The sequence below is a fragment of the Heyndrickxia oleronia genome, assembly GCF_017809215.1.
GTDB classification, from domain to species: Bacteria; Bacillota; Bacilli; order Bacillales; family Bacillaceae_C; genus Heyndrickxia; species Heyndrickxia oleronia.
In genome coordinates, this window is record NZ_CP065424.1 from 100,001 (window position 1) to 124,707 (window position 24,707).

Genomic DNA, 24,707 nt, shown 5'->3' on the forward strand with positions numbered 1-24,707 from the left:
CTTGCGCTTTTCTGATATCATCATGTATAATTAAAGTCAAATATAGTCAAAGTCAAGTCGTAGAAGGAGGTGGACTTGATGAAAAATATATCGGATATTATTGAAAGTTATCTCAAACAGGTTTTGGAAATGAATGGTAGTGAAATTGTGGAAATAAAAAGAAGTGAAATTGCCGATAAATTTCAATGTGTACCTTCCCAGATTAACTACGTAATCAATACCAGATTCACTATAGAAAGAGGATATGTAGTTGAAAGTAAAAGAGGTGGTGGAGGATATATTCGTATTATTAAGGTTAAACCTCACGACCAGGCACAATTAATTGATCATTTATTACTATTAATAAAGTCCAGAATATCACAATCAAATGCTGAGGATGTGATTATTCGTTTAGTTGAAGAAGAAGTTATTTCAAAAAGAGAAGCGAAAATTATGTTAAGCGTAATGGATCGTTCTGTTCTTTATTTGGACCTTCCAGAAAGGGACCAATTAAGAGCTAGAATGCTAACGGCCATGCTAATGACTTTAAAATATAAATAATATAGAGGTGAGTAAAATGATTTGTCAGGAGTGTAATGAAAGACCGGCAACTCTTCATTTTACCAAAATTATTAATGGAGAAAAAACCGAATTCCATTACTGTGAGAAATGTGCACAGGAAAAAGGTGAGATGTTTATGTTTGAGGGGGAACCTGGATTCTCTATTAACAATATAATTGCAGGATTATTAAATTTTGATCCAGTTTTTCAACAAGCAAAACAAGGCACAATTCAAAAAAATGAAATTTTGCAATGTCCGAATTGCAAAATGACATTTAAACAATTTGTTAATATTGGACGCTTTGGTTGTTCCACATGTTATGAAACCTTTAATGAACGATTACATCCGATTATAAAAAGGCTTCATAGTGGAAATATCGAACACCATGGTAAAGTACCGAAAAGAATTGGAGGCGCTGTTCATATAAAGAGGCAAATCCAACAGTTAAAATTAGATTTACAGCAAGCAATAAATCATGAAGAATTCGAAAAGGCTGCTGATATTCGAGATCAAGTTCGAGCCTTAGAGAGTTCACTTCTGAATGATGGGAGGGAAACCTCATGAGTTTAGAAAAATTCATTAGTCAAGCAGTAAGTTCATGGATGAGTAAAGAGGGACCAGATTCTGATATTGTGCTAAGTTCAAGAATTCGATTAGCTCGAAACTTCAAGGACTATAAATTCCCGACATTGTTTAGTAATGAGGAAGCAAGAGAAATTATATCTAAAGTAGAATCAGTTTTACATACTGATTTCCATCTCGAAGGCAATCAAGTAGAATTACTTAAAATGGATCAGCTACAAGCTTTACAGAAGAAGGTGTTAGTCGAAAAACATCTTATTAGCCCGAATTTAGCAGATGATTCTTCACATGGTGCAGTGATTTTATCAAGTGAAGAGGATGTTAGTATAATGATTAATGAGGAAGACCATATACGGATACAATGCTTATTTCCTGGTCTACAACTAAAAGAAGCTTTAGATAAGGCAAATAAAATTGATGATTTAATGGAAGAACATATTGATTATGCATATAGTGAAAAGCTGGGATATTTGACAAGCTGTCCAACTAATGTCGGCACAGGATTAAGAGCATCAGTTATGGTTCACTTACCTGGACTTATCCTTACTCAACAAATGAATCGTATTATTCCTGCTATTAATCAATTAGGATTAGTGGTTCGTGGAATTTATGGAGAAGGCAGCGAGGCATTGGGTAATATTTTTCAAATTTCTAATCAAATTACATTAGGTAAATCTGAAACAGATATTGTCGAGGATTTAATTAGTGTTGTTCAACAGATCATTGCACAAGAAAGGTCAGCAAGAGAAGCATTGATTAAAACCTCTAACATACAATTAGAAGATAGAGTTTTCAGGTCTTATGGTGTATTGACCAATAGTAGAATAATTGAATCAAAGGAAGCGTCACAATGCTTGTCCGATGTTCGTTTAGGGATTGATACAGGCTATATCAAAAATGTATCTAAAAATATCTTAAATGAATTAATGATCTTTACACAACCAGGTTTTTTACAACAATATGCTGGTGGTCCATTGCGTCCCTATGAAAGAGATATTCGCAGAGCAACACTTATAAGAGAACGTTTAAAACTTGAAGAGATGAATAACGGCTAGGAGGAGATTAATATGATGTTTGGACGATTTACTGAAAGAGCACAAAAAGTATTAGCTTTATCTCAAGAAGAAGCCATTCGATTAAAGCATAATAATATCGGTACTGAACACATTCTTCTTGGATTAGTTCAAGAGGGTGAAGGAATTGCTGCAAAGGCATTATATGGACTTGGACTTAGTCCCGAAAAAATCCAAGTAGAGGTGGAAAACTTAATAGGAAAGGGCCAGGATTCTGGGCAAAATATTCATTATACACCACGTGCAAAAAAGGTCATTGAATTATCCATGGATGAAGCTCGAAAACTAGGTCATTCCTATGTTGGTACAGAGCACATTTTATTAGGTCTTATACGTGAGGGAGAAGGAGTCGCGGCTAGAGTACTGAATAATTTAGGTGTGAGCTTGAACAAAGCTAGACAACAGGTTCTTCAATTACTTGGAAGTAATGAAGCGGGAACCCATCAAGGAGGGAACACATCAAGTGCTAACACTCCTACCCTTGATAGCCTAGCACGTGACTTAACTGCTATTGCAAGAGAAGAAACACTAGATCCCGTTATCGGAAGAAGCAAAGAAATTCAGCGTGTAATTGAAGTACTAAGCAGACGAACAAAGAACAATCCAGTCCTTATTGGAGAACCTGGAGTTGGGAAAACAGCTATAGCAGAAGGGTTGGCACAGCAAATTGTTAATAATGAGGTGCCGGAGACGCTTCGCGATAAACGCGTAATGACTTTGGATATGGGAACAGTTGTTGCTGGGACAAAGTACCGTGGAGAGTTTGAGGATCGCTTGAAAAAGGTAATGGACGAAATCCGACAAGCTGGAAATATTATTTTATTTATCGATGAGCTTCATACTTTAATTGGTGCAGGTGGAGCAGAGGGAGCCATCGATGCTTCAAATATATTAAAGCCATCATTGGCACGTGGGGAGCTTCAATGTATTGGTGCAACAACATTGGATGAATATCGTAAATATATCGAAAAGGATGCAGCATTAGAACGAAGATTTCAACCAATTCAAGTAGATGAGCCTTCAACTGACGAGTCTATTCAAATATTAAAAGGATTAAGGGATCGATATGAAGCACATCACCGTGTATCTATTACAGATGATGCAATTGAGGCAGCTGTAAAACTATCTGATCGTTATATTTCTGATCGGTTTCTGCCAGATAAAGCAATTGATTTAATCGACGAAGCTGGTTCAAAAGTCCGTTTACGATCATTTACAACGCCACCAAATTTAAAAGAGCTTGAACTCAAATTGGAGGAAATCAGGAAGGAAAAAGACGCAGCTGTTCAAAGTCAAGAGTTCGAAAAAGCCGCATCTTTAAGGGATTCTGAACAACGTTTACGTGAAAAATTGGAAGAAACGAAAAAGACTTGGAAGGAAAAACAAGGCCAAGAAAATAGTGAAGTAACCGTTGAAGATATTGCAACAGTAGTTGCAAGTTGGACTGGAATTCCTGTTTCAAAGCTGGCGCAAACAGAAACGGAAAAGCTATTGAGATTAGAGGAAATTTTACATTCTCGCGTTATTGGACAGGAAGAGGCTGTTAAAGCTGTTTCAAAAGCTGTTCGCCGTGCAAGAGCGGGATTAAAAGATCCTAAACGCCCGATAGGATCGTTTATATTCTTAGGACCAACTGGCGTGGGTAAAACTGAGCTTGCAAGAGCATTAGCTGAATCAATGTTTGGTGATGAAGATGCAATGATCCGAATTGATATGTCGGAATACATGGAGAAGCATTCTACATCAAGACTTGTCGGATCACCTCCAGGTTATGTAGGATTTGAAGAAGGTGGACAATTAACAGAGAAGGTTCGTCGCAAGCCATATTCAGTCATTTTACTAGATGAGATTGAAAAGGCACATCCTGATGTATTTAACATCCTATTACAAGTTTTAGAGGATGGGCGACTAACTGATTCGAAGGGTCGTACTGTTGATTTTAGAAATACAGTATTAATCATGACTTCGAATGTAGGTGCAGAATCATTAAAAAGAAATAAATATGTCGGATTTAATATTCAAGATGGAAATCAAGACTATAAAGACATGAAGAGTAAAGTAATGGATGAATTAAAACGCGCGTTTCGTCCTGAGTTTTTAAACCGTATTGATGAAATTATTGTTTTCCATGCGTTAGAAAAGGAACACTTAAAGCATATCGTTTCACTACTATCAGAACAATTAGTGAAGCGATTGAAAGAAAAACATATTGAACTTGAGCTAACAGAAGCGGCAAAAAATAAAATAGCAGAAGAGGGCTATGATCCTGAATACGGGGCACGCCCATTAAAGAGAGCAATTCAAAAAAATGTAGAAGACCGTTTATCAGAGGAATTGTTAAAAGGAGTTATTTTAGAAGGTCAAAAAGTGGTAATTGATGTAGTAGATGGCGAATTTAGTGTGAAGCCATCAGAAGTAACAGAATCAATTTTATAGCAATAAAAAAGGTACATGAAGATAGTCAGTCGCGAGTTCCATTACGAATAATGGAACTCGCTAAAAAGTGAAACTAAATCCAACATTGAAACGTCTATATATAGTAAATATTTTTATGGTATAGAAATTGACGTTGATGTTAATAGAATGTTTCATCTTTGACATGTCTAACATGTGCTTTTTTTAAAATCTATTTATTAAAAACGTTGTTGCTTCTTGAAGGATTCCCATATGAGGTTTCTTTTGATCAATACAAAAACAGCTTTTTAAAAGTAATTGAGTATTTCAGAAAAGCATAGATATATAGAGAGGAAGTAAAAAATGGCAAAAAAGACGACGAAATTTATTTGTCAGTCTTGTGGATATGAATCTGCTAAGTGGATGGGAAGATGCCCAGGATGTAATGAGTGGAATAAAATGGTGGAAGAAGTCGAAATAACTGGGAAGCCTAGAAAAGGTGCATTCATTCATTCTCCTGTTGGTGAAGTTACAAAAGCTACCCCTATTACCACAATAGTTTCTGAGCAAGAAGAAAGGGTATTAACAGACTTAAAGGAATTAAATCGAGTGTTGGGTGGTGGAGTTGTTCCCGGTTCCCTTGTATTAATCGGTGGTGATCCAGGAATCGGTAAATCAACATTACTGCTTCAAGTTTCCTCCCAACTGTCTAAGGATGAACACCGAGTTTTATATATATCAGGAGAAGAATCAGTAAAACAAACGAAGCTACGCGCAGACCGTCTCCAAATATCGTCAGATCAATTGTTTGTGTTTTCGGAAACGAATTTAGAAGCAATTCATCATACTATCCAAGAGATTTCTCCACAATTTGTTGTGATCGATTCGATACAAACGATATATCACCCCGAGGTTACCTCTGCCCCTGGTAGTGTATCACAAGTAAGAGAATGTACAGCGGAATTAATGAGAATTGCCAAAACAAAAGGAATTGCTATTTTCATTGTTGGGCATGTTACGAAAGAGGGCTCGATTGCGGGACCAAGATTATTAGAACATATGGTAGATTCGGTGCTTTACTTTGAAGGAGAACGCCATCATTCTTATCGGATATTGAGGGCTGTGAAAAACCGTTTCGGTTCTACTAATGAAATGGCAATATTTGAAATGAAGGATTATGGCTTATCTGAGGTTGAGAATCCATCAGAAATCTTTTTAGAAGAACGTTCAAAAGGGGCATCGGGTTCAACCGTCGTCGCTTCCATGGAAGGGACACGTCCGGTCTTAGTAGAAATCCAAGCTCTAATATCCCCTTCAATGTTCGGAATGCCAAGAAGAACAGGTACGGGGATTGATCATAATCGGGTGACATTGTTGATGGCTGTACTAGAAAAAAGAGTCGGATTATTATTGCAAAATCATGATGCCTACTTAAAGGTAGCAGGCGGAATTAAAATAGATGAACCTGCTATTGATCTAGCAGTTATGATCAGCATTGCTTCTAGTTTTAAGGATCAACCGACAAAAGCAGATGATTGTATTATTGGTGAGGTTGGCCTGACAGGAGAAGTAAGGCGAGTATCTCGCATCGAGCAAAGGGTTCAGGAAGCGGCAAAATTAGGTTTTCGAAGAGCTATCATTCCAAGCAATAATATCGGTGGTTGGAATTTCCCGAAGGATATTCAAGTTATTGGAGTTTCCACTGTTCAAGAAGCTTTACAGCAAGCTTTAGGAGGATGAGTCAATGGAAGATAAGAGGCCTCAACAAAAATCCATGTCAGAAATTTTACAGTTAATTGCACCTGGCACACCTATAAGAGAAGGAATTGATAATGTTTTACGTGCCAATACAGGCGGGTTGATTGTTCTTGGGTTCAATGATCGGATTCAATCATTAGTAGACGGAGGATTTTCAATTAATTGTGTATTTAGTCCAAGCTATTTATATGAATTAGCAAAAATGGATGGGGCCATTATTTTAAATGAAACAGGAAATAAAATACTGATTGCCAATGCTCAATTAGCCCCAGATCCATCAATTTCCTCGTCAGAGACAGGAATGCGGCATAGAACAGCTGAAAGGGTAGCAAAGCAAACGAAATCATTAGTGATAGCTATATCACAAAGGAGAAATGTCATTACCCTCTATCAAGGAAATTTTCGGTATGCTTTAAAGGATATTTCGGTTATTTTAACAAAGGCTAATCAAGCGATTCAAACATTAGAAAAATATAAAGTTGTTTTAGACCAAAGTATTTCTAATTTATCTGTACTTGAATTTGAGGAGCTAGTAACGTATAGCGACTTATTACAAGTCCTGCATCGCGTAGAGATGGTCATTAGAATTAAGAAGGAACTAATCACTTATTTAAATGAGCTCGGAACAGAGGGCAGACTTGTTCGCTTACAAATGAAAGAGCTATTAGCTGATATTGAAGAAGAGGCTCTATTAATTATTCAAGATTATGCATCTGATGTTCAGTCTAAACCATTAGAAATGCTTTCACGATTTCAAGATATCGTTAGTTCCGATGTATTAGATGACAATGTAATCATGAAATTACTAGGTTATAACAACTATATTCCTCCTGAAGAGCATGTATGTCCAAGAGGTTATCGAGTGTTAAATAAAATTCCGAGATTACCAATAACAATATTAGAAAATTTGGTGGCTCAATTTAAAATTTTGCCCAACATATTAAAAGCAACAGTGGATGAACTGGATGATGTGGAAGGTATTGGTGAGATTAGAGCGCGGAAGATAAGAGAGGGACTAAAATTAATTAAAGAACAAACATTTGCTGACCGACAACTGTAAATTTCATAGGAAGGGACATCGAAAATGTGTAAAAAAAGTGAGCAATATATCAAAAGTGTTTCTAAAATATTACAATCAAAAAATATTCATGAATTGGACGTTTTAAACTTTGGAATTTGTTTATAATGAATAAAGGAGGTGAAGATATGTTAAAGCGAATTGTTCAAGCATGCTTTATAATTATCGGTGGGACACTCGGTATTTTTCTCTTGCCTGAGTTATTAAAACTAGTTGGTCTTTCCCACTATGTTCTTATTAATAATCCATATGCTACTGCCATTTTCGGTGCTATTATTTTTTATTTTATTTCTTTTTGGGCTGTAGAGTATGTTGTTGGGTTTGTAAAATGGTTTGAAGATTCTATTGTTAAAGCCCCGATTACGGAAATATTATCAGGAAGTCTTGGGTTGATTTTTGGTTTATTTGTTGCATATTTAGCAGGAATCCCATTTAATAAAATGGAAATTCCAATTCTCAATACGGTAATTCCTATTCTTCTTACATTATTACTTGGTTATGTAGGTTTTCAGGTTGGATTTAAGAAAAGGGAAGAGCTAATGAGTCTATTCACAATGTCTGCACGCCAAAAGAAAAAGAATGTAGTAGAGTCAGAAGAAGAAATAAAGCCTTCAAATTCATTGAAGCTATTGGATACAAGCGTCATTATTGATGGAAGAATAGCGGATATATGCCAAACGGGATTTTTAGATGGTATTATTGTTATTCCGCAATTCGTATTAGAGGAATTACAGCATATTGCTGATTCATCTGATGCATTAAAACGTAACAGAGGCCGTAGAGGATTGGATATCCTCAAAAGAATCCAAAAGGAACTTCCAATCGAGGTTCAAATTTATGAAGGTGACTTTGAAGATATTCAAGAAGTAGATAGTAAGCTTATAAAACTGGCGAAGCTAACGAACGGAATCGTTGTTACAAATGATTTTAATCTGAATAAGGTTTGTGAACTTCAAAGTGTACAAGTTTTGAATATTAATGATCTGGCAAATGCGGTGAAGCCGGTAGTTCTTCCTGGCGAAGAGTTAAATGTCCAATTAATAAAGGATGGGAAAGAATATCACCAAGGAATCGCTTATTTGGATGATGGTACAATGATTGTTGTTGAGGAAGGAAGAAACTATATAGGTAAACGGATTGATGTATTAGTGACAAGCGTCTTACAAACATCTGCAGGGCGTATGATATTTGCAAAGCCTAAACTATTAGAAAGAGCTTTGTAAACGATAGTTAAATAAGAATTTAGGAGTAAAAAACATGGATTATCAGGTGATTATTCCTGCAGCAGGACAGGGGAAGAGAATGGGTGCTGGGAAAAATAAATTATTTCTTCAATTACAAAACCAGCCCATTATTTTGCATACAATAAATATTTTCCTACATGATAAGGACTGCAAAGGAATTATATTAGTTATTCAACCTGATGATGAAGCTGAATTTGAAGAAATGCTTGATACTTTACCTTTGAAGGAAAAGATAACAATCGTGTATGGTGGATCGGAGAGACAATATAGTGTTTATAATGGCCTTTTAGCAGCTCAAAATGCGGAGATTGTTCTAGTGCATGATGGAGCTAGGCCATTTATCCAATTAGAAATGGTGCATCAATTAGTTGCTTCAGCATGTGAAGCAGGAGCTGCAATTGCGGCAGTTCCGGTAAAAGACACGATTAAAAAGGTAAACAATAATCAAGTAACGGAGACAATAGAGCGTAAAAGCTTGTGGCAGGTTCAGACTCCACAGGCTTTTCGCTTTGATCTTCTTTTTCAGGCACATCAACAGGCTAAACAAGATCATTATCTTGGAACAGATGAGTCTTCTTTAGTGGAGAGGATTAATTATCCTGTTCATATCGTTACAGGAAGTTATGATAATATTAAGCTAACGACTCCGGAAGATCTTTATTTTGCCGAAGCCATATTAAAAAAACAATCAGTAATGAAATAACAGGTGAAAAAGGAGACTATTAATATGTTTCGTATTGGTCAAGGGTATGATGTACATCAGCTTGTAGAAGGAAGACCACTTATTATTGGTGGAGTTCAAATTCCATATGAAAAAGGATTATTAGGACACTCAGATGCGGATGTTTTATTACATACAATAGCAGATGCTAGTTTAGGAGCAATTGGTGAGGGGGATATTGGCAGACATTTTCCTGACACAGATCCAAAATTCAAAGATGCCGATTCTGCAGTTCTTCTTCAACATGTTTGGGAATTAGTGAAGAAAAAGGGTTATTGTTTGGGAAATATTGATTGTACGATTATTGCTCAAAAGCCTAAAATGGCCCCATATATAGGTGAAATTCGCCAGAGAATTGCACAACTTCTAGAAGGAGAAATTGATCAGGTTAATGTTAAAGCGACAACGACTGAGAAATTAGGTTTTACTGGAAGAGGAGAAGGGATTGCAGCTTTGGCTGTTATTCTTTTAGAAAGAGACGAAAGAAATTAAATTATATGGTAAAATAAAGCGGTAATTAGTTAAGATATAAAGTATAGTTATTTATTTTAGGAGGAAAATTTCATGTCAACCGATATTCGCGTTCGATATGCACCAAGTCCTACTGGTCACTTGCACATAGGTAATGCTAGGACTGCCCTTTTTAATTATTTATTTGCCCGTAGTCAAGGAGGCAAATTTATCATTCGTATTGAAGATACTGATCTCAAGCGGAATATTGCTGGAGGCGAAGAAAGCCAGTTAAAATACTTAAAATGGTTAGGTATGGACTGGGATGAGAGTATCGATAAAGAAGGTGAATATGCACCTTATCGTCAATCAGAGCGTGGAGAAATCTATCAAAAATATTATACCGATCTCTTAGAAAGAGATTTAGCATATAAATGTTATTGTACAGAGGAAGAGTTAGAAGCAGAACGTGAAGAGCAAATGGCACGGGGAGAAACACCACAATATTCTGGGAAGTGCCGCCATTTAACGAAAGAGGATCAAGAACGTCTTGAAAAAGAAGGACGCAAGCCTAGTATTCGTTTTGCCGTACCAAAGGGCCGTGTTTACTCTTTTAAAGATATGGTCAAAGACGATGTAAGCTTTGAATCTGATGGAATTGGCGACTTTGTTATTATTAAAAAGGACGGCATTCCGACATATAACTTTGCTGTAGCAGTTGATGATCATTTAATGAAAATTTCTCACGTTCTACGTGGAGATGACCATATTACGAATACACCGAAGCAATTAATGATTTATGAAGCATTTGGCTGGGAGCCACCGATATTCGGACATATGACATTAATTGTTAATGAAAGTCGTAAGAAGCTTAGCAAGCGTGATGAAAGCATTATCCAATTTATTGAACAGTATGAGGAATTAGGTTATCTGCCTGAAGCGTTATTTAACTTTATCGCGCTACTAGGATGGTCTCCTCAAGGTGAAGAAGAGCTATTTACGAAAGAAGAATTTATTAAGATTTTTGATGCTGAACGATTGTCTAAATCTCCTGCATTGTTCGACAAGCAAAAATTAACTTGGATGAATAACCAATATGTGAAACAGCTTGATGTAGATCGTGCGGTTGAAATTGCGTTGCCACATCTTATCAAGGCTAATTTGGTAAGTGAGAATTTATTTGAGCAAGAACAAACATGGGTACAACATTTAGTTGCATTATATCAGGATCAAATGAGTTATGGTGCTGAAATTGTTGAATTGTCTAAGCTATTTTTCACTGATTCCATTTCCTATGATGAAGAAGCGAAGCAAATTTTAAGTGAGGAACAAGTTCCTGAAGTTCTAAAAGCCTTTTTGCAAGAGCTTAATGGCTTAGAGGAGTTTAAAGCAGAAGAAATTCAAAAAGCCATTAAAGCAGTGCAAAAGTCAACAGGGCATAAAGGTAAAAAATTATTCATGCCAATTCGTGTGGCGGTAACTGGTCAAGCACATGGTCCTGATTTACCAAAAACGATTGAGCTTTTAGGCAAAGAAAAAATAAATAGCAGATTGGAAGCTCTTATTGGTTAACTTTTTATAAAAAATGTAATATAGTATGTATAAATAAATGACTACCTAAAATTTTGTTTTAAATATATAAGAAAAAGTGTTGATGAGGAGAAGTAAAGAAACGAAGTTTGAAAGAGAGAACCATCACCGGCTGAAAGTGGTTTAGGCCTCTCGTTTCTTGAAATGCACCTCTGAATCTTATTCCGAACGATGTATTTTAGTAGGAATAAGCGGTTTTCCTATCGTTAAAAGGACGAAGTTGGGATGCAAGAAGTAGTCATACTTATATTGCATTCAAACAGAGTGGAACCGCGTAGAAAGCGTCTCTGTCTATTCAGAGGCGTTTTTTTTGTTGCTTTCTAACGAATACTATAGAAAGGAGTGGTATACGTGTTTAAACGCATGAAGGAAGATATAGAAGTGGTATTTGAGCAAGACCCTGCAGCTAGAAGTTCGTTTGAAGTCATTTTAACTTACTCAGGATTACATGCCATATGGGCCCATAGAGTTGCTCATGGATTTTATAAAAGAAGGCTGTTTTTTATTGCCCGAGTCATTTCACAAATCAGTCGCTTTTTTACAGGAATAGAGATTCATCCAGGAGCCAAAATCGGACGCCGCTTTTTTATTGATCATGGAATGGGTGTTGTAATTGGTGAAACATGTGAAATAGGTGATAATGTAACAGTGTTTCAAGGTGTTACTTTAGGCGGAACAGGGAAGGAAAAAGGAAAACGGCACCCCACAATTAAAGATAATGCCTTAATTGCAACAGGAGCAAAAGTGTTAGGTTCCATAACAGTTGGGGAAAACTCTAAGATTGGTGCCGGTTCAGTCGTTTTGAAAAATGTACCTCCTAATTCTACTGTTGTTGGAATTCCTGGTCGTGTAGTCATTCAAGATGGGGTCAAAATTAAGAAGGACTTAAATCATAGTGATCTTCCGGATCCTGTAGCTGACGTATGTTCTGCTATGGAGGAAAGAATAAAACATTTAGAAGCTGAATTAGCTCGTATACAAGAGGAAGGAGTCGAAGAAGTACATGTCCATTCAAATTTATAATACGTTAACTAGAAAAAAGGAGCCATTTATCCCATTAGAAGAGGGTAAAGTAAAAATGTATGTGTGCGGTCCAACCGTATATAATTATATTCACATTGGAAATGCAAGACCGGCTATTGTTTTTGATACGGTCCGTAAGTATTTAGAGTATCGTGGATTTGATGTTGATTTTGTTTCAAATTTTACAGATGTTGACGATAAGTTAATTAAGGCCGCTAAAGAGTTGGGGGAAGATGTACCAACAATCGCAGATCGTTTTATCGATGCTTATTTTGAGGATGTCTCTGCATTAGGTTGCAATAAAGCAAGTGTGCATCCACGTGTTACAGAAAATATGGATATTATTATAGAATTTATCGAAACATTGATAAATAAAGGATATGCTTATGAATCAGAAGGGGATGTATATTATCGAACAAGAAAGTTTAACGGGTACGGGAAACTTTCTCATCAATCAGTCGATGATTTAAAATCTGGTGCTCGTATTGAAGTTGGAGAAAAGAAAGAAGATGCATTAGATTTTGCCCTTTGGAAGGCGGCTAAAGAGGGAGAGATCCATTGGGAAAGTCCGTGGGGAAAAGGAAGACCAGGTTGGCATATTGAGTGCTCCGCGATGGCTCGTAAATATTTAGGAGACACCATTGATATTCATGCGGGTGGTCAGGATCTAACCTTCCCTCACCATGAAAATGAAATCGCTCAATCAGAAGCGTTAACTGGAAAAACTTTTGCCCGCTATTGGATGCACAATGGTTATATCAATATTAACAATGAAAAAATGTCTAAGTCACTTGGAAACTTTGTGCTAGTTCACGATATTATTAAACATTTTGATCCTCAGGTTTTACGATTTTTTATGCTTTCTGTACATTATCGTAATCCTATTAATTATAGTGAAGAACTATTGGAGAATGCGGGTAGTGGTTTAGAACGTATTAAAACATCGTATCAGAATTTAAAACATCGCTTACAAAGCAGTACTAATTTAACCGAAAATGATCAAGAATGGCTAACAAAAATTGAGGAATCACATCAAGAATTTGTTAAAGAAATGGATGATGATTTTAATACTGCGAATGGAATCTCTGTATTATTTGAATTATCCAAGCAAGCAAATTATTATTTACGTGAAAAGAATACATCAGAAAAAGTGTTACATGCTTTTATGGATGAATTTAAAGGTTTATTCAATGTGCTAGGATTAAAACTTGAATCGGAAGAATTATTGGATGAAGAAATTGAAGAGCTCATTCAAAAACGAAATCAAGCACGTAAGGATAGAGATTTTCAATTAGCTGATGCAATTCGTGATCAGCTGAAAGAAATGAATATTATTTTAGAGGATACACCACAAGGAATTAGATGGAGAAGAGGGTAAACATGAATGATATGCAAAAGCCAGTTGATGTAAAACAACTTAATAGCTTAGCTCTTGCCTATATGGGAGATGCTGTATATGAAGTATATATACGGCATCATCTTCTCCACCTTGGAAAAACGAAACCTCATCACTTGCATAAAGCGGCAACAAAATATGTTTCTGCAAAAGCGCAGGCAAGTATTTTGAAAATGTTTATAGAGCAAGAAGTATTAACAGAAGAGGAAAAAGCGATTGTAAAACGAGGGAGAAATGCAAAATCAGGATCGATTCCCAAAAATACAGATGTTCAAACATATAATCATAGTACAGGGTTTGAAGCATTAATTGGTCACTTATATTTAATGAAGGATTTCGATCGATTGGAAAATGTTATTTTTAAGGCAATCGAAACAGTTGAAGCACATAGTTAATAGGAGGAATCAATATGGATAGAGAATTTATTGCTGGAAAAAATCCAGTAATTGAAGCCTTAAAATCCAATCGTGATATCAATAAAATATGGATTTCAGAAGGCTCTAATAAGGGGCAAATGCAACAAATTATCAAACTTGCAAAAGAATCAAAGGTTTTAGTTCAATATGTTCCGAAACAAAAAATTGATCAAATGGTGAAAGAAAATCATCAAGGCGTAGTTGCTCAAGTAGCTGCGTATCAATATGCAGAATTAGATGATTTATTTAAGTTAGCTGAACAAAAACAAGAGGATCCTTTCTTCATCATACTTGATGAATTAGAAGACCCACATAATCTTGGCTCTATTTTGCGAACTGCCGATGCAGCAGGCGTTCATGGCATTATTATTCCTAAGCGTAGAGCGGTAGGATTAACAGCTGCAGTAGCAAAGGCATCAACTGGAGCAATTGAACATGTACCTGTCGCAAGGGTTACAAATTTATCGAATACAATTAAGGAATTAAAGGAACGTGGATTGTGGATTTTTGGTACAGACGCTAAAGGAAGTCAAGACTATCGCACGATGGATGGAAAAATGCCTTTGGCTATCGTTATTGGTAGTGAAGGGAAGGGGATTAGTCGACTAATCAAGGAATCATGTGATTTTCTTGTTCACCTACCAATGGTGGGACATGTTACCTCTTTGAATGCTTCTGTGGCGGCTAGTTTATTAATATACGAGGTTTATCGGAAACGACATCCGCAAGGTGAATAGTGATGGACATTTTGCTCGTAGATGGTTACAACATAATTGGTGCGTGGCCGGAGCTTAGAAGTTTAAAAAAAACAAATCTAAGTCATGCAAGAGATCGTTTAATTGAAAAAATGGCTGAATATCAGGGATACACAGGATATAGAGTAATTGTTGTATTTGATGCCTTATATGTTAAGGGGAAAGAAAAAAAGTATAAACAGCATAAAGTTGAAGTTATATTTACAAAGGAAAATGAATCGGCCGATGAACGTATCGAAAAACTAGCAATCCAGTTAAATAATCGGACAACTCAGATTCATGTTGCTACATCTGACTATACAGAGCAATGGGCGATCTTCGGACAAGGTGCACTTCGAATATCGGCACGAGAATTATTAAATGAAATGAATATGATTAATCATAATATTGAAAAGGATGTTCGAGAAACACATGAATATAAGCCGGTTTCAAGGATTCCTTTAAGCAAAGATGTTGCTGAAATTTTCGAAAAGCTTAGGAGAGGTCAGCAATGAGTATTGACGCTTGAAAATTCTGTAATGTATAATATTTCTATCTATTGCTTCCGAGCGGTCAGGGGGATTTATGTGAACCTAAATGTTGAGGTAACACATAATGAAAATTATGTGATGATGGAAGATGAGCAATTGATTGAATTAGTCCATAAAGGTGATAGTGAAGCATTGGATTTTCTTATCCAGAAATACCGTAACTTCGTACGTGCAAAGGCACGATCATATTTTTTGGTCGGAGCTGATAAGGAAGATATTGTTCAAGAAGGTATGATTGGTCTGTATAAGGCCATCCGTGATTACAAGGAGGACAAGCTTACTTCGTTTAAAGCGTTTGCAGAGTTATGTATCATCCGCCAAATTATTACTGCAATTAAAACAGCCACCCGTCAGAAGCATATTCCACTGAACTCGTATGTTTCTCTTGATAAACCTATTTATGATGAGGAATCTGATCGAACATTAATGGATGTCATTTCAGGTGCAAAGATCATGAATCCTGAAGAACTTATTATTAATCGTGAAAAGTATGGAAACATAGAAGGGAAAATTTCAGAATTACTTAGTGACTTGGAGAGAAAAGTATTAGCACTTTATTTAGATGGGCAATCCTACCAGGAAATCTCTGAAGAATTAAATCGCCATGTGAAATCCATAGATAATGCACTTCAAAGGGTTAAACGAAAGCTAGAGCGTTATTTAGAAATACGTGAATTTAGTTCGTAGACAAAACCTTTTATTGACAAATCTAGATTTTGCGTGTTACTTTTTAACAAGTAAGATAGCGATAATGAGGAATTTTTTATATTAACATAAAATTATGTTAACCTATAATAGTAGGTGTAAATATGCAGAAAAAAATAGTGTTAGCCTGTTCAAAATGCGGATCGAGAAATTACTCGACCTTTCATAATAAAGAAACAAATACTGAACGGTTAGAGGTCAAAAAATTTTGTAAATATTGTAATGCCCATACGGAACATCGAGAAACAAAATAGTATTATTTATAAATATAAATAGAACGAATTACTAGATTATTAATTAAAGATTCATCCTATCATGATGGAGGTTTCAAACATGTCTATTGCGAAATTCTTTCGAAATGTAGCATCAGAAATGAGGAAGGTTAGCTGGCCAAAGAAAAAGGAGTTAACGAATTACACAGTAACAGTAGTTACAACAGTTGTCTTTCTTGCTGTTTTTTTTATGGTCGTCGATCTAGGAATATCTTCACTCATTAAGTTAATTTTGAAGTAAATATATAGATTTTAAACTTTGTATTGAATAACTTATAACAATGCATGGTATAATGAATTTAAATAAATGTATTTCTTAGCCCGGTTAACGGGTTTTTTCGTTTTGGAAAAAAATACTTATTATATAATTAGTTGGGGAGGGACGGACATTTAAGTCCTCGTGAATGGAAAAGAATTGGTATGTTGTTCATACGTATTCGGGTTATGAAAATAAAGTAAAAGCAAACCTAGAGAAGCGTGTTGAATCGATGGGTATGCAAGATAAAATTTTTAGAGTGGTTGTTCCAGAGGAAGAAGAAACAGAAATAAAAAATGGTAAGAAAAAAGTGTTAAAGCGTAAAGTTTTCCCAGGATATGTTCTTGTTGAGATCATTATGACCGACGATTCATGGTATGTTGTTCGAAATACACCTGGGGTTACAGGCTTTGTAGGATCAGCGGGATCTGGTTCTAAACCGACTCCATTATTACCAGAAGAAGTTAAGGTTATTCTGAAACATATGGGTATGGATGAAAAACGCATAGATATAGATTTTGAAGTTGGTGAATCAGTTACTGTAAAAGAAGGACCATTTGCTAACTTTACTGGTAAAATAGAGGAAATTGATCGTGACAAAGGTAGAGCGAAAGTTATGGTCAATATGTTTGGTAGAGAGACTCCGGTTGATCTTGTTTTTACACAAATTGATAAAATATAAATTGAAACAACTTGATATTTGTTTTTAAAAATGGTAACATTCTTTAGGTCAGTATGTTCTCAAAAAAGAGAAACTGAACAAAATATATCTATCTTTATGATAAATAAAGATTTTTTTAAATGATGAGTGGGAGGGAAATTCCCTATTACCACATCACGGACTTTAAGGAGGTGTGTCTCGTGGCTAAAAAAGTAGTGAAGATTGTAAAATTACAAATTCCTGCTGGTAAAGCAAACCCAGCTCCACCGGTTGGTCCTGCACTTGGTCAAGCTGGTGTTAATATCATGGGATTCTGTAAGGAGTTTAATGCTCGTACTGCAGACCAAGCTGGTTTAATTATCCCTGTTGAAATTACGGTATTTGAAGACCGTTCATTTACATTTATCACAAAAACCCCACCTGCTGCGGTTTTACTTAAAAAAGCAGCTGGAATCGAATCTGGTTCTGGTGAGCCTAACCGCAAAAAGGTAGCGACTGTTAAGCGTGACAAAGTACGTGAAATCGCTGAAACAAAAATGCCTGACCTAAACGCAGCTAGCGTTGAAGCAGCTATGCGCATGGTTGAAGGTACTGCACGCAGCATGGGTATCACAATCGAAGATTAATCCATGCAAACAAATGGTTTTTCGTCCGACGGGGTTGCGATGCTAAAAGATACTTGCTCGCAACCTTTATTCGTGGGAGGTAAATCCGCTAAAACCACATTCGAGGAGGAAAATTAGAATGGCTAAAAAAGGTAAAAAATATGTTGAAGCTTTAAAATTAGTTGATCGCACAAAAGCTTACTCTGTTAATGAAGCGATCGAACTAGTAAAGAAAACTAGTTTTGCAAAGTTTGATGCTACTGTTGAAGTTGCATTTCGTCTTGGAGTAGATCCTAAGAAAGCGGACCAACAAATCCGTGGCGCAGTTGTACTTCCTAACGGAACTGGTAAAACTCAACGCGTATTAGTATTTGCAAAAGGTGAAAAAGCGAAAGAAGCAGAAGCAGCTGGCGCAGATTATGTTGGAGATAGCGAATATATCAACAAAATCAACCAAGGTTGGTTTGAGTTTGATGTTATCGTTGCAACTCCTGACATGATGGGTGAAGTTGGTAAATTAGGTCGTGTTCTTGGACCAAAAGGTTTAATGCCAAACCCTAAAACTGGAACAGTTACATTTGATGTAACAAAAGCAATTAATGAAATCAAAGCTGGTAAAGTTGAATACCGTGTTGAAAAAGCTGGTAATATCCATGTTCCAATCGGTAAAGTATCATTTGATACTGATAAATTAGTTGAAAACTTTACAACAATCTTTGATACTCTATTAAAAGTAAAACCAGCAGCTGCAAAAGGTACTTACATGAAAAACATCTCAGTTACTTCAACAATGGGACCTGGTGTAAGAGTTGACGGTTCATCATTTGTTGTAAAAAACTAAGTTGACTTTATAGATTATCCTTGTTATAATAAACGCTGTGTTTAATTAAATAACATTTGTACCGTAGACAGTAGGTGCTTGTAAAAGCTTAATTTCCTACCGAGGTAATGCATTTATAAATTATAGTTTTCGTGACTATTGCATTAAACCTCCATGTCTACTTTGGGATATGGAGGTTTTCATATTTCGGTATAAGTGTTCATCTAGAATTCTTAGGAGGTGTAAAGATGAGCAGTGCAATTGATCAAAAGAAACAAGTCGTAGAAGAAATCGCTGAAAAGTTAAAATCAAGCGTATCTACAGTAATCGTTGACTACCGTGGATTAAATGTTGCAGAAGTAACTGAACTTCGTAAACAACTTCGTGAAGCAGGAATCGAGTTCAAAGTTTACAAAAACACTTTAACTCGCCGTGCTGCAGAAATGGCTGAATTAACTGGTTTAGATGAGTCATTAACTGGCCCTAACGCAATCGCATTCAGTACAGAAGATGTTGTTGCACCAGCGAAAATCCTAAACGATTTCGCTAAAAAGAATGAGGCTCTAGAAATTAAAGCAGGTGTGATTGAAGGAAATACAGCAACTGTTGAAGAAATTAAAGCTCTTGCTGAACTACCTTCTCGCGAAGGCTTACTTTCTATGTTGCTTAGCGTTCTTCAAGCACCAATCCGCAACTTGGCTCTTGCTACAAAAGCTGTTGCAGACCAAAAAGAAGAACAAGGTGCTTAATAGCTGTTTTATAGCTTAAATATAGCAAACTTGATACAAATTACTTTACTATAAAATAATTATTGAAAAATTAGGAGGATATCATAATGACTAAAGAACAAATCATTGAAGCTGTCAAAGAAATGACAGTTCTTGAATTAAATGACCTTGTTAAAGCTATCGAAGAAGAATTTGGTGTAACTGCTGCTGCTCCTGTAGCTGTTGTAGGTGGAGCTGCTGGTGGCGATGCTGCTGCAGAAAAAACTGAATTTGATGTTGTACTTGCTAATGCTGGTGCTCAAAAAATCAAAGTTATTAAAGTTGTTCGCGAAATCACAGGTCTTGGCCTTAAAGAAGCGAAAGAAGTTGTTGACAACGCTCCAAAATCTCTTAAAGAAGGCGTTGCTAAAGAAGAAGCTGAAGAAATCAAAGCTAAACTTGAAGAAGTTGGAGCTAGCGTAGAAGTTAAGTAATCATCACGATTAAAAAAGCTCGCTGTTTAAGGCGAGCTTTTTTTGTCTATTTTAGTAGTAATTGGTTAAAGACGGTAATAATCAGTTAGTTTTTTAAAAGGATGAGATAGGATGAACAATCATTACTATTCGCGAAATCCAGAAATTGAAAGTAGTCCGCTTTATTGGAATTTTACTCTTCGTGGTCACAACTTCGCATTTAAATCTGATCAAGGCGTTTTTTCGAAAAAAGAAGTTGATTACGGTTCTAGATTTTTAATCGATCAATTCGTGCCTCCGGAAATTAGTGGTCCATTTCTGGATGTTGGATGCGGTTATGGTCCTATCGGTCTTGCTTTGGCAAAGATATCGCAGGATCGCATTGTCCACATGGTTGATGTTAATCAACGTGCACTTGAACTTGCAGAAGAAAATGCGCTGCATAACCAGATTTCAAATATTAAGGTATATGAAAGTGATCGATTTGAAAGTGTTCAAGAGAATGAATTTGCAGCCATAATTACTAATCCACCAATTCGTGCCGGTAAAAAGATTGTACATGATATTCTGGAAAATAGTTTTTACCATTTAAAACAACAAGGTGAATTATGGGTTGTTATTCAAAAGAAGCAAGGTGCTCCATCTGCGAAGGATAAATTAGAGGAAATTTTCAATGAAGTAGAGATTGTAGGAAAAAATAAAGGATATTATATTTTAAAGGCTAAAAAATCTTGACGTCTATTAAACCATGTGGTAGCATTATAAAATGCCAATATGATATTTTCTATAATTATATTCAAAATCATAATGTCAAGTATATTTTTTGGTTATTATGGAAAATACTTATAAAATAATAGCTCGTCATGTGAAAAATGTGGTTTTTATAGAAAACCCTTTTTCTTTTTGTCTTATGTTCAGCTTGGTTGTCCTGACTTAAGATATAATAAACGCAACCAAAACGCTTGATTTGAGGGGTGAATCAGTTGACAGGTCAACTTGTTCAGTATGGACGACACCGCCAACGCAGAAGTTTTGCGCGTATTAGCGAAGTTCTAGAATTACCAAATCTTATTGAAATTCAAACCTCTTCGTATCAATGGTTTCTTGATGAGGGTTTGAGAGAAATGTTCCAGGACATTTCACCTATTGAAGATTTCGCTGGAAATCTATCTTTAGAATTTATTGATTACAGTCTTGGTGAGCCAAAGTACTCTGTTGAAGAGTGTAAAGAGCGTGATGTTACTTATTCCGCTTCCCTTCGAGTGAAGGTTCGTTTGGTGAACAAAGAGACTGGAGAAGTAAAAGATCAAGATGTATTTATGGGTGATTTCCCATTAATGACCGAAACAGGTACATTTATTATTAATGGGGCAGAGCGTGTTATTGTATCACAGCTTGTTCGATCACCGAGTGTGTATTTTAATGGAAAAATGGATAAAAACGGGAAGCAAGGTTTTGCTGCTACAGTTATTCCAAATCGCGGAGCATGGCTTGAATATGAAACGGATGCTAAAGATGTAGTATACGTTCGTATCGATCGCACAAGAAAATTACCAGTTACGGTTCTTTTACGTGCGCTAGGGTTCGGCTCTGATCAAGAAATCATCGATTTATTAGGGGATAACGAGTTTATTCGTAATACCCTTGAAAAGGATAATACGGAAAGTACGGAAAAGGCGCTTTTAGAAATCTATGAACGTCTACGTCCTGGTGAACCACCTACAGTGGAGAATGCAAAAAGTTTATTAATTTCACGTTTCTTTGACCCAAAACGTTATGATTTAGCAAACGTTGGGCGTTACAAAATTAATAAAAAATTGCATTTGAAAAATCGCCTTTTTGGACAGAGATTGGCAGAAACATTAGCTGATCCTGAAACTGGTGAAATTATTGCTGAGGCAGGTACTACACTTGACCGTCGTACTTTAGATAAAATTTTGCCTAGTTTAGAAAATGGAACAGGCTTTAAAGTATACCCACAAGTTGGTGGAGTTGTTGAAGATGATATCGTTCTTCAATCTATTAAGATTTACGCACCAATTGATGATGGGGAAAAAGTGATAAATGTACTAGGAAATGCTTATATTGACGAAAGTGTAAAAAATATTACACCTGCAGATATTATTTCGTCTATTAGCTATTTCTTTAATTTATTACATGGTGTAGGTGACACGGATGATATCGATCATTTAGGTAACCGTCGCTTACGCTCTGTTGGTGAATTATTACAAAATCAATTCCGTATTGGGTTATCTCGTATGGAAAGAGTTGTTCGTGAAAGAATGTCTATTCAAGATATTAACACGATCACTCCACAGCAATTAATTAATATTCGCCCTGTTATTGCAGCTATTAAAGAGTTCTTTGGTAGTTCACAGCTTTCACAATTCATGGATCAAACGAATCCACTTGCAGAATTAACTCATAAACGAAGATTGTCTGCACTTGGACCTGGTGGTTTAACACGTGAACGTGCTGGAATGGAAGTTCGTGACGTTCACTATTCTCACTATGGTCGTATGTGTCCAATTGAAACGCCTGAGGGACCGAATATTGGGTTAATTAACTCGTTATCATCATATGCGAAAGTCAATCGTTTTGGATTTATCGAAACTCCATATCGTCGTGTTGACCCTGAAACAGGGAAATTAACCGATCATATTGATTATTTGACTGCAGATGAAGAGGATAATTATGTAGTTGCACAGGCGAATTCTCGTATTGCAGAGGATGGATCCTTCGCGGATGAGGAAGTAATTGCTCGTTTTAGAGGGGAAAATACAGCTGTTAAACGGGAAAGAATCGACTATATGGACGTTTCTCCTAAGCAAGTAGTTTCTGCTGCTACAGCATGTATTCCATTCTTAGAGAACGATGACTCAAACCGTGCCCTCATGGGAGCGAACATGCAACGTCAGGCTGTTCCACTTATGCAACCGGAATCTCCAATTGTAGGTACCGGTATGGAGCATGTATCTGCAAAGGACTCTGGTGCAGCTGTTATTTGTAAACATGATGGTATTGTTGAACATGTTGAAGCTAGAGAAATCTGGGTTCGTCGTGTGAAAGATGTTGATGGTCAACAAGTAAAAGGTGACCTAGATAAATATCGCTTACAGAAGTTTATTCGTTCAAACCAAGGTACTTGTTATAACCAACGCCCGATCGTTAGTGTGGGAGACCATGTGACAAAAGGTGAAGTTCTTGGTGATGGACCGTCTATGGAAAAGGCTGAACTAGCATTAGGTCGTAATGTTCTTGTAGCATTTATGACTTGGGATGGCTATAACTATGAAGATGCGATCATCATGAGCGAAAGACTTGTAAAAGATGATGTCTATACTTCTATTCATATTGAAGAATATGAGTCAGAAGCCCGTGATACAAAACTTGGACCAGAAGAAATGACAAGAGATATTCCGAATGTTGGGGAAGATGCTCTTCGTAACTTAGATGAACGTGGAATTATCCGAATTGGTGCTGAAGTAAAAGATGGTGATCTTCTTGTCGGTAAAGTTACTCCTAAGGGTGTCACGGAATTAACGGCTGAAGAACGTTTATTACATGCCATTTTTGGTGAAAAAGCACGTGAAGTTCGTGATACTTCATTACGTGTACCGCATGGTGGCGGTGGGATTGTTCTTGATGTTAAAGTCTTTAATCGTGAAGATGGTGACGAACTTCCACCAGGAGTAAACCAATTGGTACGTGTGTATATTGTTCAAAAGCGTAAAATTCATCAAGGTGATAAAATGGCTGGACGCCATGGTAATAAAGGGGTTATCTCTCGTATTCTTCCGGAAGAGGATATGCCGTTTTTACCTGATGGTACACCAGTAGATATCATGTTAAACCCATTAGGGGTTCCTTCACGTATGAACATCGGTCAAGTACTTGAATTGCATTTAGGTATGGCTGCTAGATATTTAGGTATTCATGTAGCTACACCAGTATTTGACGGTGCGACAGAGGAAGATGTATGGGATACGATTGAAGAAGCAGGTATGGCAAGTGACGCGAAAACGATTCTTTATGATGGTCGAACAGGTGAACCGTTTGATAATCGTGTTTCTGTTGGTATCATGTATATGATTAAATTAGCACACATGGTAGATGACAAGTTACATGCTCGTTCTACTGGACCTTATTCACTTGTTACACAACAACCACTTGGTGGTAAAGCACAATTTGGTGGACAACGTTTTGGGGAAATGGAAGTTTGGGCGCTTGAAGCATATGGAGCTGCCTATACATTACAAGAGATCCTTACTGTTAAATCAGATGATGTTGTTGGTCGTGTGAAAACATATGAAGCCATTGTGAAGGGTGAAAATGTTCCAGAACCTGGAGTTCCTGAATCATTTAAAGTGTTGATTAAGGAATTACAAAGTTTAGGAATGGACGTAAAAATTCTTTCTAGTGATGATCAAGAAATTGAAATGCGTGATTTAGAGGATGAAGATGATGTCAATCAAGCAGATACTCTAAATATTGCACCAGAATCTAAAGAAGAATCAGAAATAGTTGCGTCAAAGGAATAGTCCTTTAAAATAAATAAGTTAAAAAATCGAATATATTTGTTGCTCTAGCGCCAAGCCCCTTAGGTTTCGTCTCATGGAGGCAGGCCAATGACAGTTTGGCGCTAGTGCCTTTTTCG

25 protein-coding genes and 2 other annotated features are annotated in these 24,707 nt (G+C 36.4%); all 25 genes read left to right on the forward strand.

The annotated features are described in order from the left end of the window. The first annotated feature begins 75 nt into the window (after positions 1 to 75). The 25 genes from I5818_RS00515 (at position 76) to rpoB (ending at position 24,591) form a co-directional block, all read left to right on the forward strand. Entirely contained in the window at positions 76 to 540 is a 465-nt protein-coding gene (locus I5818_RS00515; RefSeq protein WP_390883574.1) for a CtsR family transcriptional regulator, read from the forward strand. Between the two features lie 16 nt (positions 541 to 556). Further along, on the forward strand, positions 557 to 1,105 hold the full coding sequence (locus I5818_RS00520; protein WP_058005936.1) for a protein-arginine kinase activator protein McsA: 549 nt from the start codon (positions 557 to 559) through the stop codon (positions 1,103 to 1,105). Further along, positions 1,102 to 2,178 carry a protein-arginine kinase McsB gene (locus I5818_RS00525; RefSeq protein WP_078109704.1) on the forward strand — a complete coding sequence of 359 codons (1,077 nt, stop codon included), beginning with the start codon at positions 1,102 to 1,104 and terminating at the stop codon, positions 2,176 to 2,178. Before I5818_RS00520 ends, I5818_RS00525 begins: the two co-directional genes overlap by 4 nt. Before the next feature lie 12 nt (positions 2,179 to 2,190). After that, a complete protein-coding gene (gene clpC / locus I5818_RS00530; RefSeq protein ID WP_058005938.1) occupies positions 2,191 to 4,632 on the forward strand; it encodes an ATP-dependent protease ATP-binding subunit ClpC in 2,442 nt (813 codons plus the stop codon). 321 nt (positions 4,633 to 4,953) lie between these two features. Then, on the forward strand, positions 4,954 to 6,330 hold the full coding sequence (gene radA / locus I5818_RS00535; protein WP_058005939.1) for a DNA repair protein RadA: 1,377 nt from the start codon (positions 4,954 to 4,956) through the stop codon (positions 6,328 to 6,330). Positions 6,331 to 6,334: 4 nt separating this feature from the next. Beyond that, positions 6,335 to 7,408, forward strand: a complete 1,074-nt coding sequence (gene disA / locus I5818_RS00540) for a DNA integrity scanning diadenylate cyclase DisA (protein ID WP_071976246.1) — start codon at positions 6,335 to 6,337, stop codon at positions 7,406 to 7,408. A gap of 146 nt (positions 7,409 to 7,554) precedes the next feature. Continuing rightward, positions 7,555 to 8,649 (forward strand): PIN/TRAM domain-containing protein, encoded by a 1,095-nt coding sequence (locus I5818_RS00545; protein ID WP_058005941.1) that lies wholly within the window; start codon positions 7,555 to 7,557, stop codon positions 8,647 to 8,649. Between the two features lie 34 nt (positions 8,650 to 8,683). Next, positions 8,684 to 9,373 carry a 2-C-methyl-D-erythritol 4-phosphate cytidylyltransferase gene (ispD, locus tag I5818_RS00550; RefSeq protein WP_071976247.1) on the forward strand — a complete coding sequence of 230 codons (690 nt, stop codon included), beginning with the start codon at positions 8,684 to 8,686 and terminating at the stop codon, positions 9,371 to 9,373. A gap of 24 nt (positions 9,374 to 9,397) precedes the next feature. Next, the gene (gene ispF, locus I5818_RS00555) at positions 9,398 to 9,883 is read left to right on the forward strand and encodes a 2-C-methyl-D-erythritol 2,4-cyclodiphosphate synthase (RefSeq protein ID WP_058005943.1); all 486 of its coding nucleotides are present in this window, start codon (positions 9,398 to 9,400) and stop codon (positions 9,881 to 9,883) included. Between the two features lie 72 nt (positions 9,884 to 9,955). Next, on the forward strand, positions 9,956 to 11,413 hold the full coding sequence (gene gltX, locus I5818_RS00560; RefSeq protein WP_071976248.1) for a glutamate--tRNA ligase: 1,458 nt from the start codon (positions 9,956 to 9,958) through the stop codon (positions 11,411 to 11,413). Between the two features lie 70 nt (positions 11,414 to 11,483). Next, positions 11,484 to 11,723, forward strand: a binding site (T-box leader). Positions 11,724 to 11,782: 59 nt separating this feature from the next. Next, positions 11,783 to 12,454, forward strand: a complete 672-nt coding sequence (gene cysE, locus I5818_RS00565; RefSeq protein ID WP_071976249.1) for a serine O-acetyltransferase — start codon at positions 11,783 to 11,785, stop codon at positions 12,452 to 12,454. Next, positions 12,435 to 13,832, forward strand: a complete 1,398-nt coding sequence (gene cysS, locus I5818_RS00570) for a cysteine--tRNA ligase (protein WP_071976250.1) — start codon at positions 12,435 to 12,437, stop codon at positions 13,830 to 13,832. The genes cysE and cysS overlap by 20 nt, the downstream gene beginning before the upstream one ends. A gap of 11 nt (positions 13,833 to 13,843) precedes the next feature. After that, entirely contained in the window at positions 13,844 to 14,245 is a 402-nt protein-coding gene (locus I5818_RS00575) for a Mini-ribonuclease 3 (protein ID WP_139254893.1), read from the forward strand. Positions 14,246 to 14,259: 14 nt separating this feature from the next. Beyond that, a complete protein-coding gene (gene rlmB / locus I5818_RS00580; RefSeq protein ID WP_058005948.1) occupies positions 14,260 to 15,003 on the forward strand; it encodes a 23S rRNA (guanosine(2251)-2'-O)-methyltransferase RlmB in 744 nt (247 codons plus the stop codon). A gap of 2 nt (positions 15,004 to 15,005) precedes the next feature. Then, entirely contained in the window at positions 15,006 to 15,515 is a 510-nt protein-coding gene (locus tag I5818_RS00585) for an NYN domain-containing protein (protein ID WP_058005949.1), read from the forward strand. 3 nt (positions 15,516 to 15,518) lie between these two features. After that, positions 15,519 to 16,238 (forward strand): RNA polymerase sporulation sigma factor SigH, encoded by a 720-nt coding sequence (gene sigH, locus I5818_RS00590; RefSeq protein WP_235813404.1) that lies wholly within the window; start codon positions 15,519 to 15,521, stop codon positions 16,236 to 16,238. A 122-nt stretch (positions 16,239 to 16,360) separates the two neighbouring features. Next, the gene (rpmG, locus tag I5818_RS00595) at positions 16,361 to 16,510 is read left to right on the forward strand and encodes a 50S ribosomal protein L33 (protein ID WP_071976252.1); all 150 of its coding nucleotides are present in this window, start codon (positions 16,361 to 16,363) and stop codon (positions 16,508 to 16,510) included. Between the two features lie 79 nt (positions 16,511 to 16,589). After that, positions 16,590 to 16,769, forward strand: a complete 180-nt coding sequence (gene secE / locus I5818_RS00600; protein WP_071976253.1) for a preprotein translocase subunit SecE — start codon at positions 16,590 to 16,592, stop codon at positions 16,767 to 16,769. Positions 16,770 to 16,932: 163 nt separating this feature from the next. Further along, positions 16,933 to 17,466 (forward strand): transcription termination/antitermination protein NusG, encoded by a 534-nt coding sequence (gene nusG / locus I5818_RS00605; RefSeq protein ID WP_058005951.1) that lies wholly within the window; start codon positions 16,933 to 16,935, stop codon positions 17,464 to 17,466. A gap of 179 nt (positions 17,467 to 17,645) precedes the next feature. After that, the gene (rplK, locus tag I5818_RS00610; protein ID WP_058005952.1) at positions 17,646 to 18,071 is read left to right on the forward strand and encodes a 50S ribosomal protein L11; all 426 of its coding nucleotides are present in this window, start codon (positions 17,646 to 17,648) and stop codon (positions 18,069 to 18,071) included. 118 nt (positions 18,072 to 18,189) lie between these two features. After that, entirely contained in the window at positions 18,190 to 18,891 is a 702-nt protein-coding gene (gene rplA / locus I5818_RS00615) for a 50S ribosomal protein L1 (protein ID WP_058005953.1), read from the forward strand. Positions 18,892 to 18,934: 43 nt separating this feature from the next. Next, positions 18,935 to 19,082, forward strand: a sequence feature (ribosomal protein L10 leader region). Positions 19,083 to 19,118: 36 nt separating this feature from the next. Then, the gene (gene rplJ, locus I5818_RS00620) at positions 19,119 to 19,619 is read left to right on the forward strand and encodes a 50S ribosomal protein L10 (protein WP_058005954.1); all 501 of its coding nucleotides are present in this window, start codon (positions 19,119 to 19,121) and stop codon (positions 19,617 to 19,619) included. A gap of 83 nt (positions 19,620 to 19,702) precedes the next feature. Next, complete coding sequence (rplL, locus tag I5818_RS00625) at positions 19,703 to 20,071, forward strand: 50S ribosomal protein L7/L12 (RefSeq protein WP_213083995.1); 369 nt, start codon at positions 19,703 to 19,705, stop codon at positions 20,069 to 20,071. Between the two features lie 111 nt (positions 20,072 to 20,182). Beyond that, on the forward strand, positions 20,183 to 20,785 hold the full coding sequence (locus I5818_RS00630; RefSeq protein WP_078109705.1) for a class I SAM-dependent methyltransferase: 603 nt from the start codon (positions 20,183 to 20,185) through the stop codon (positions 20,783 to 20,785). A 248-nt stretch (positions 20,786 to 21,033) separates the two neighbouring features. Further along, a complete protein-coding gene (gene rpoB, locus I5818_RS00635; RefSeq protein WP_058005957.1) occupies positions 21,034 to 24,591 on the forward strand; it encodes a DNA-directed RNA polymerase subunit beta in 3,558 nt (1,185 codons plus the stop codon). Positions 24,592 to 24,707: the final 116 nt, after the last annotated feature.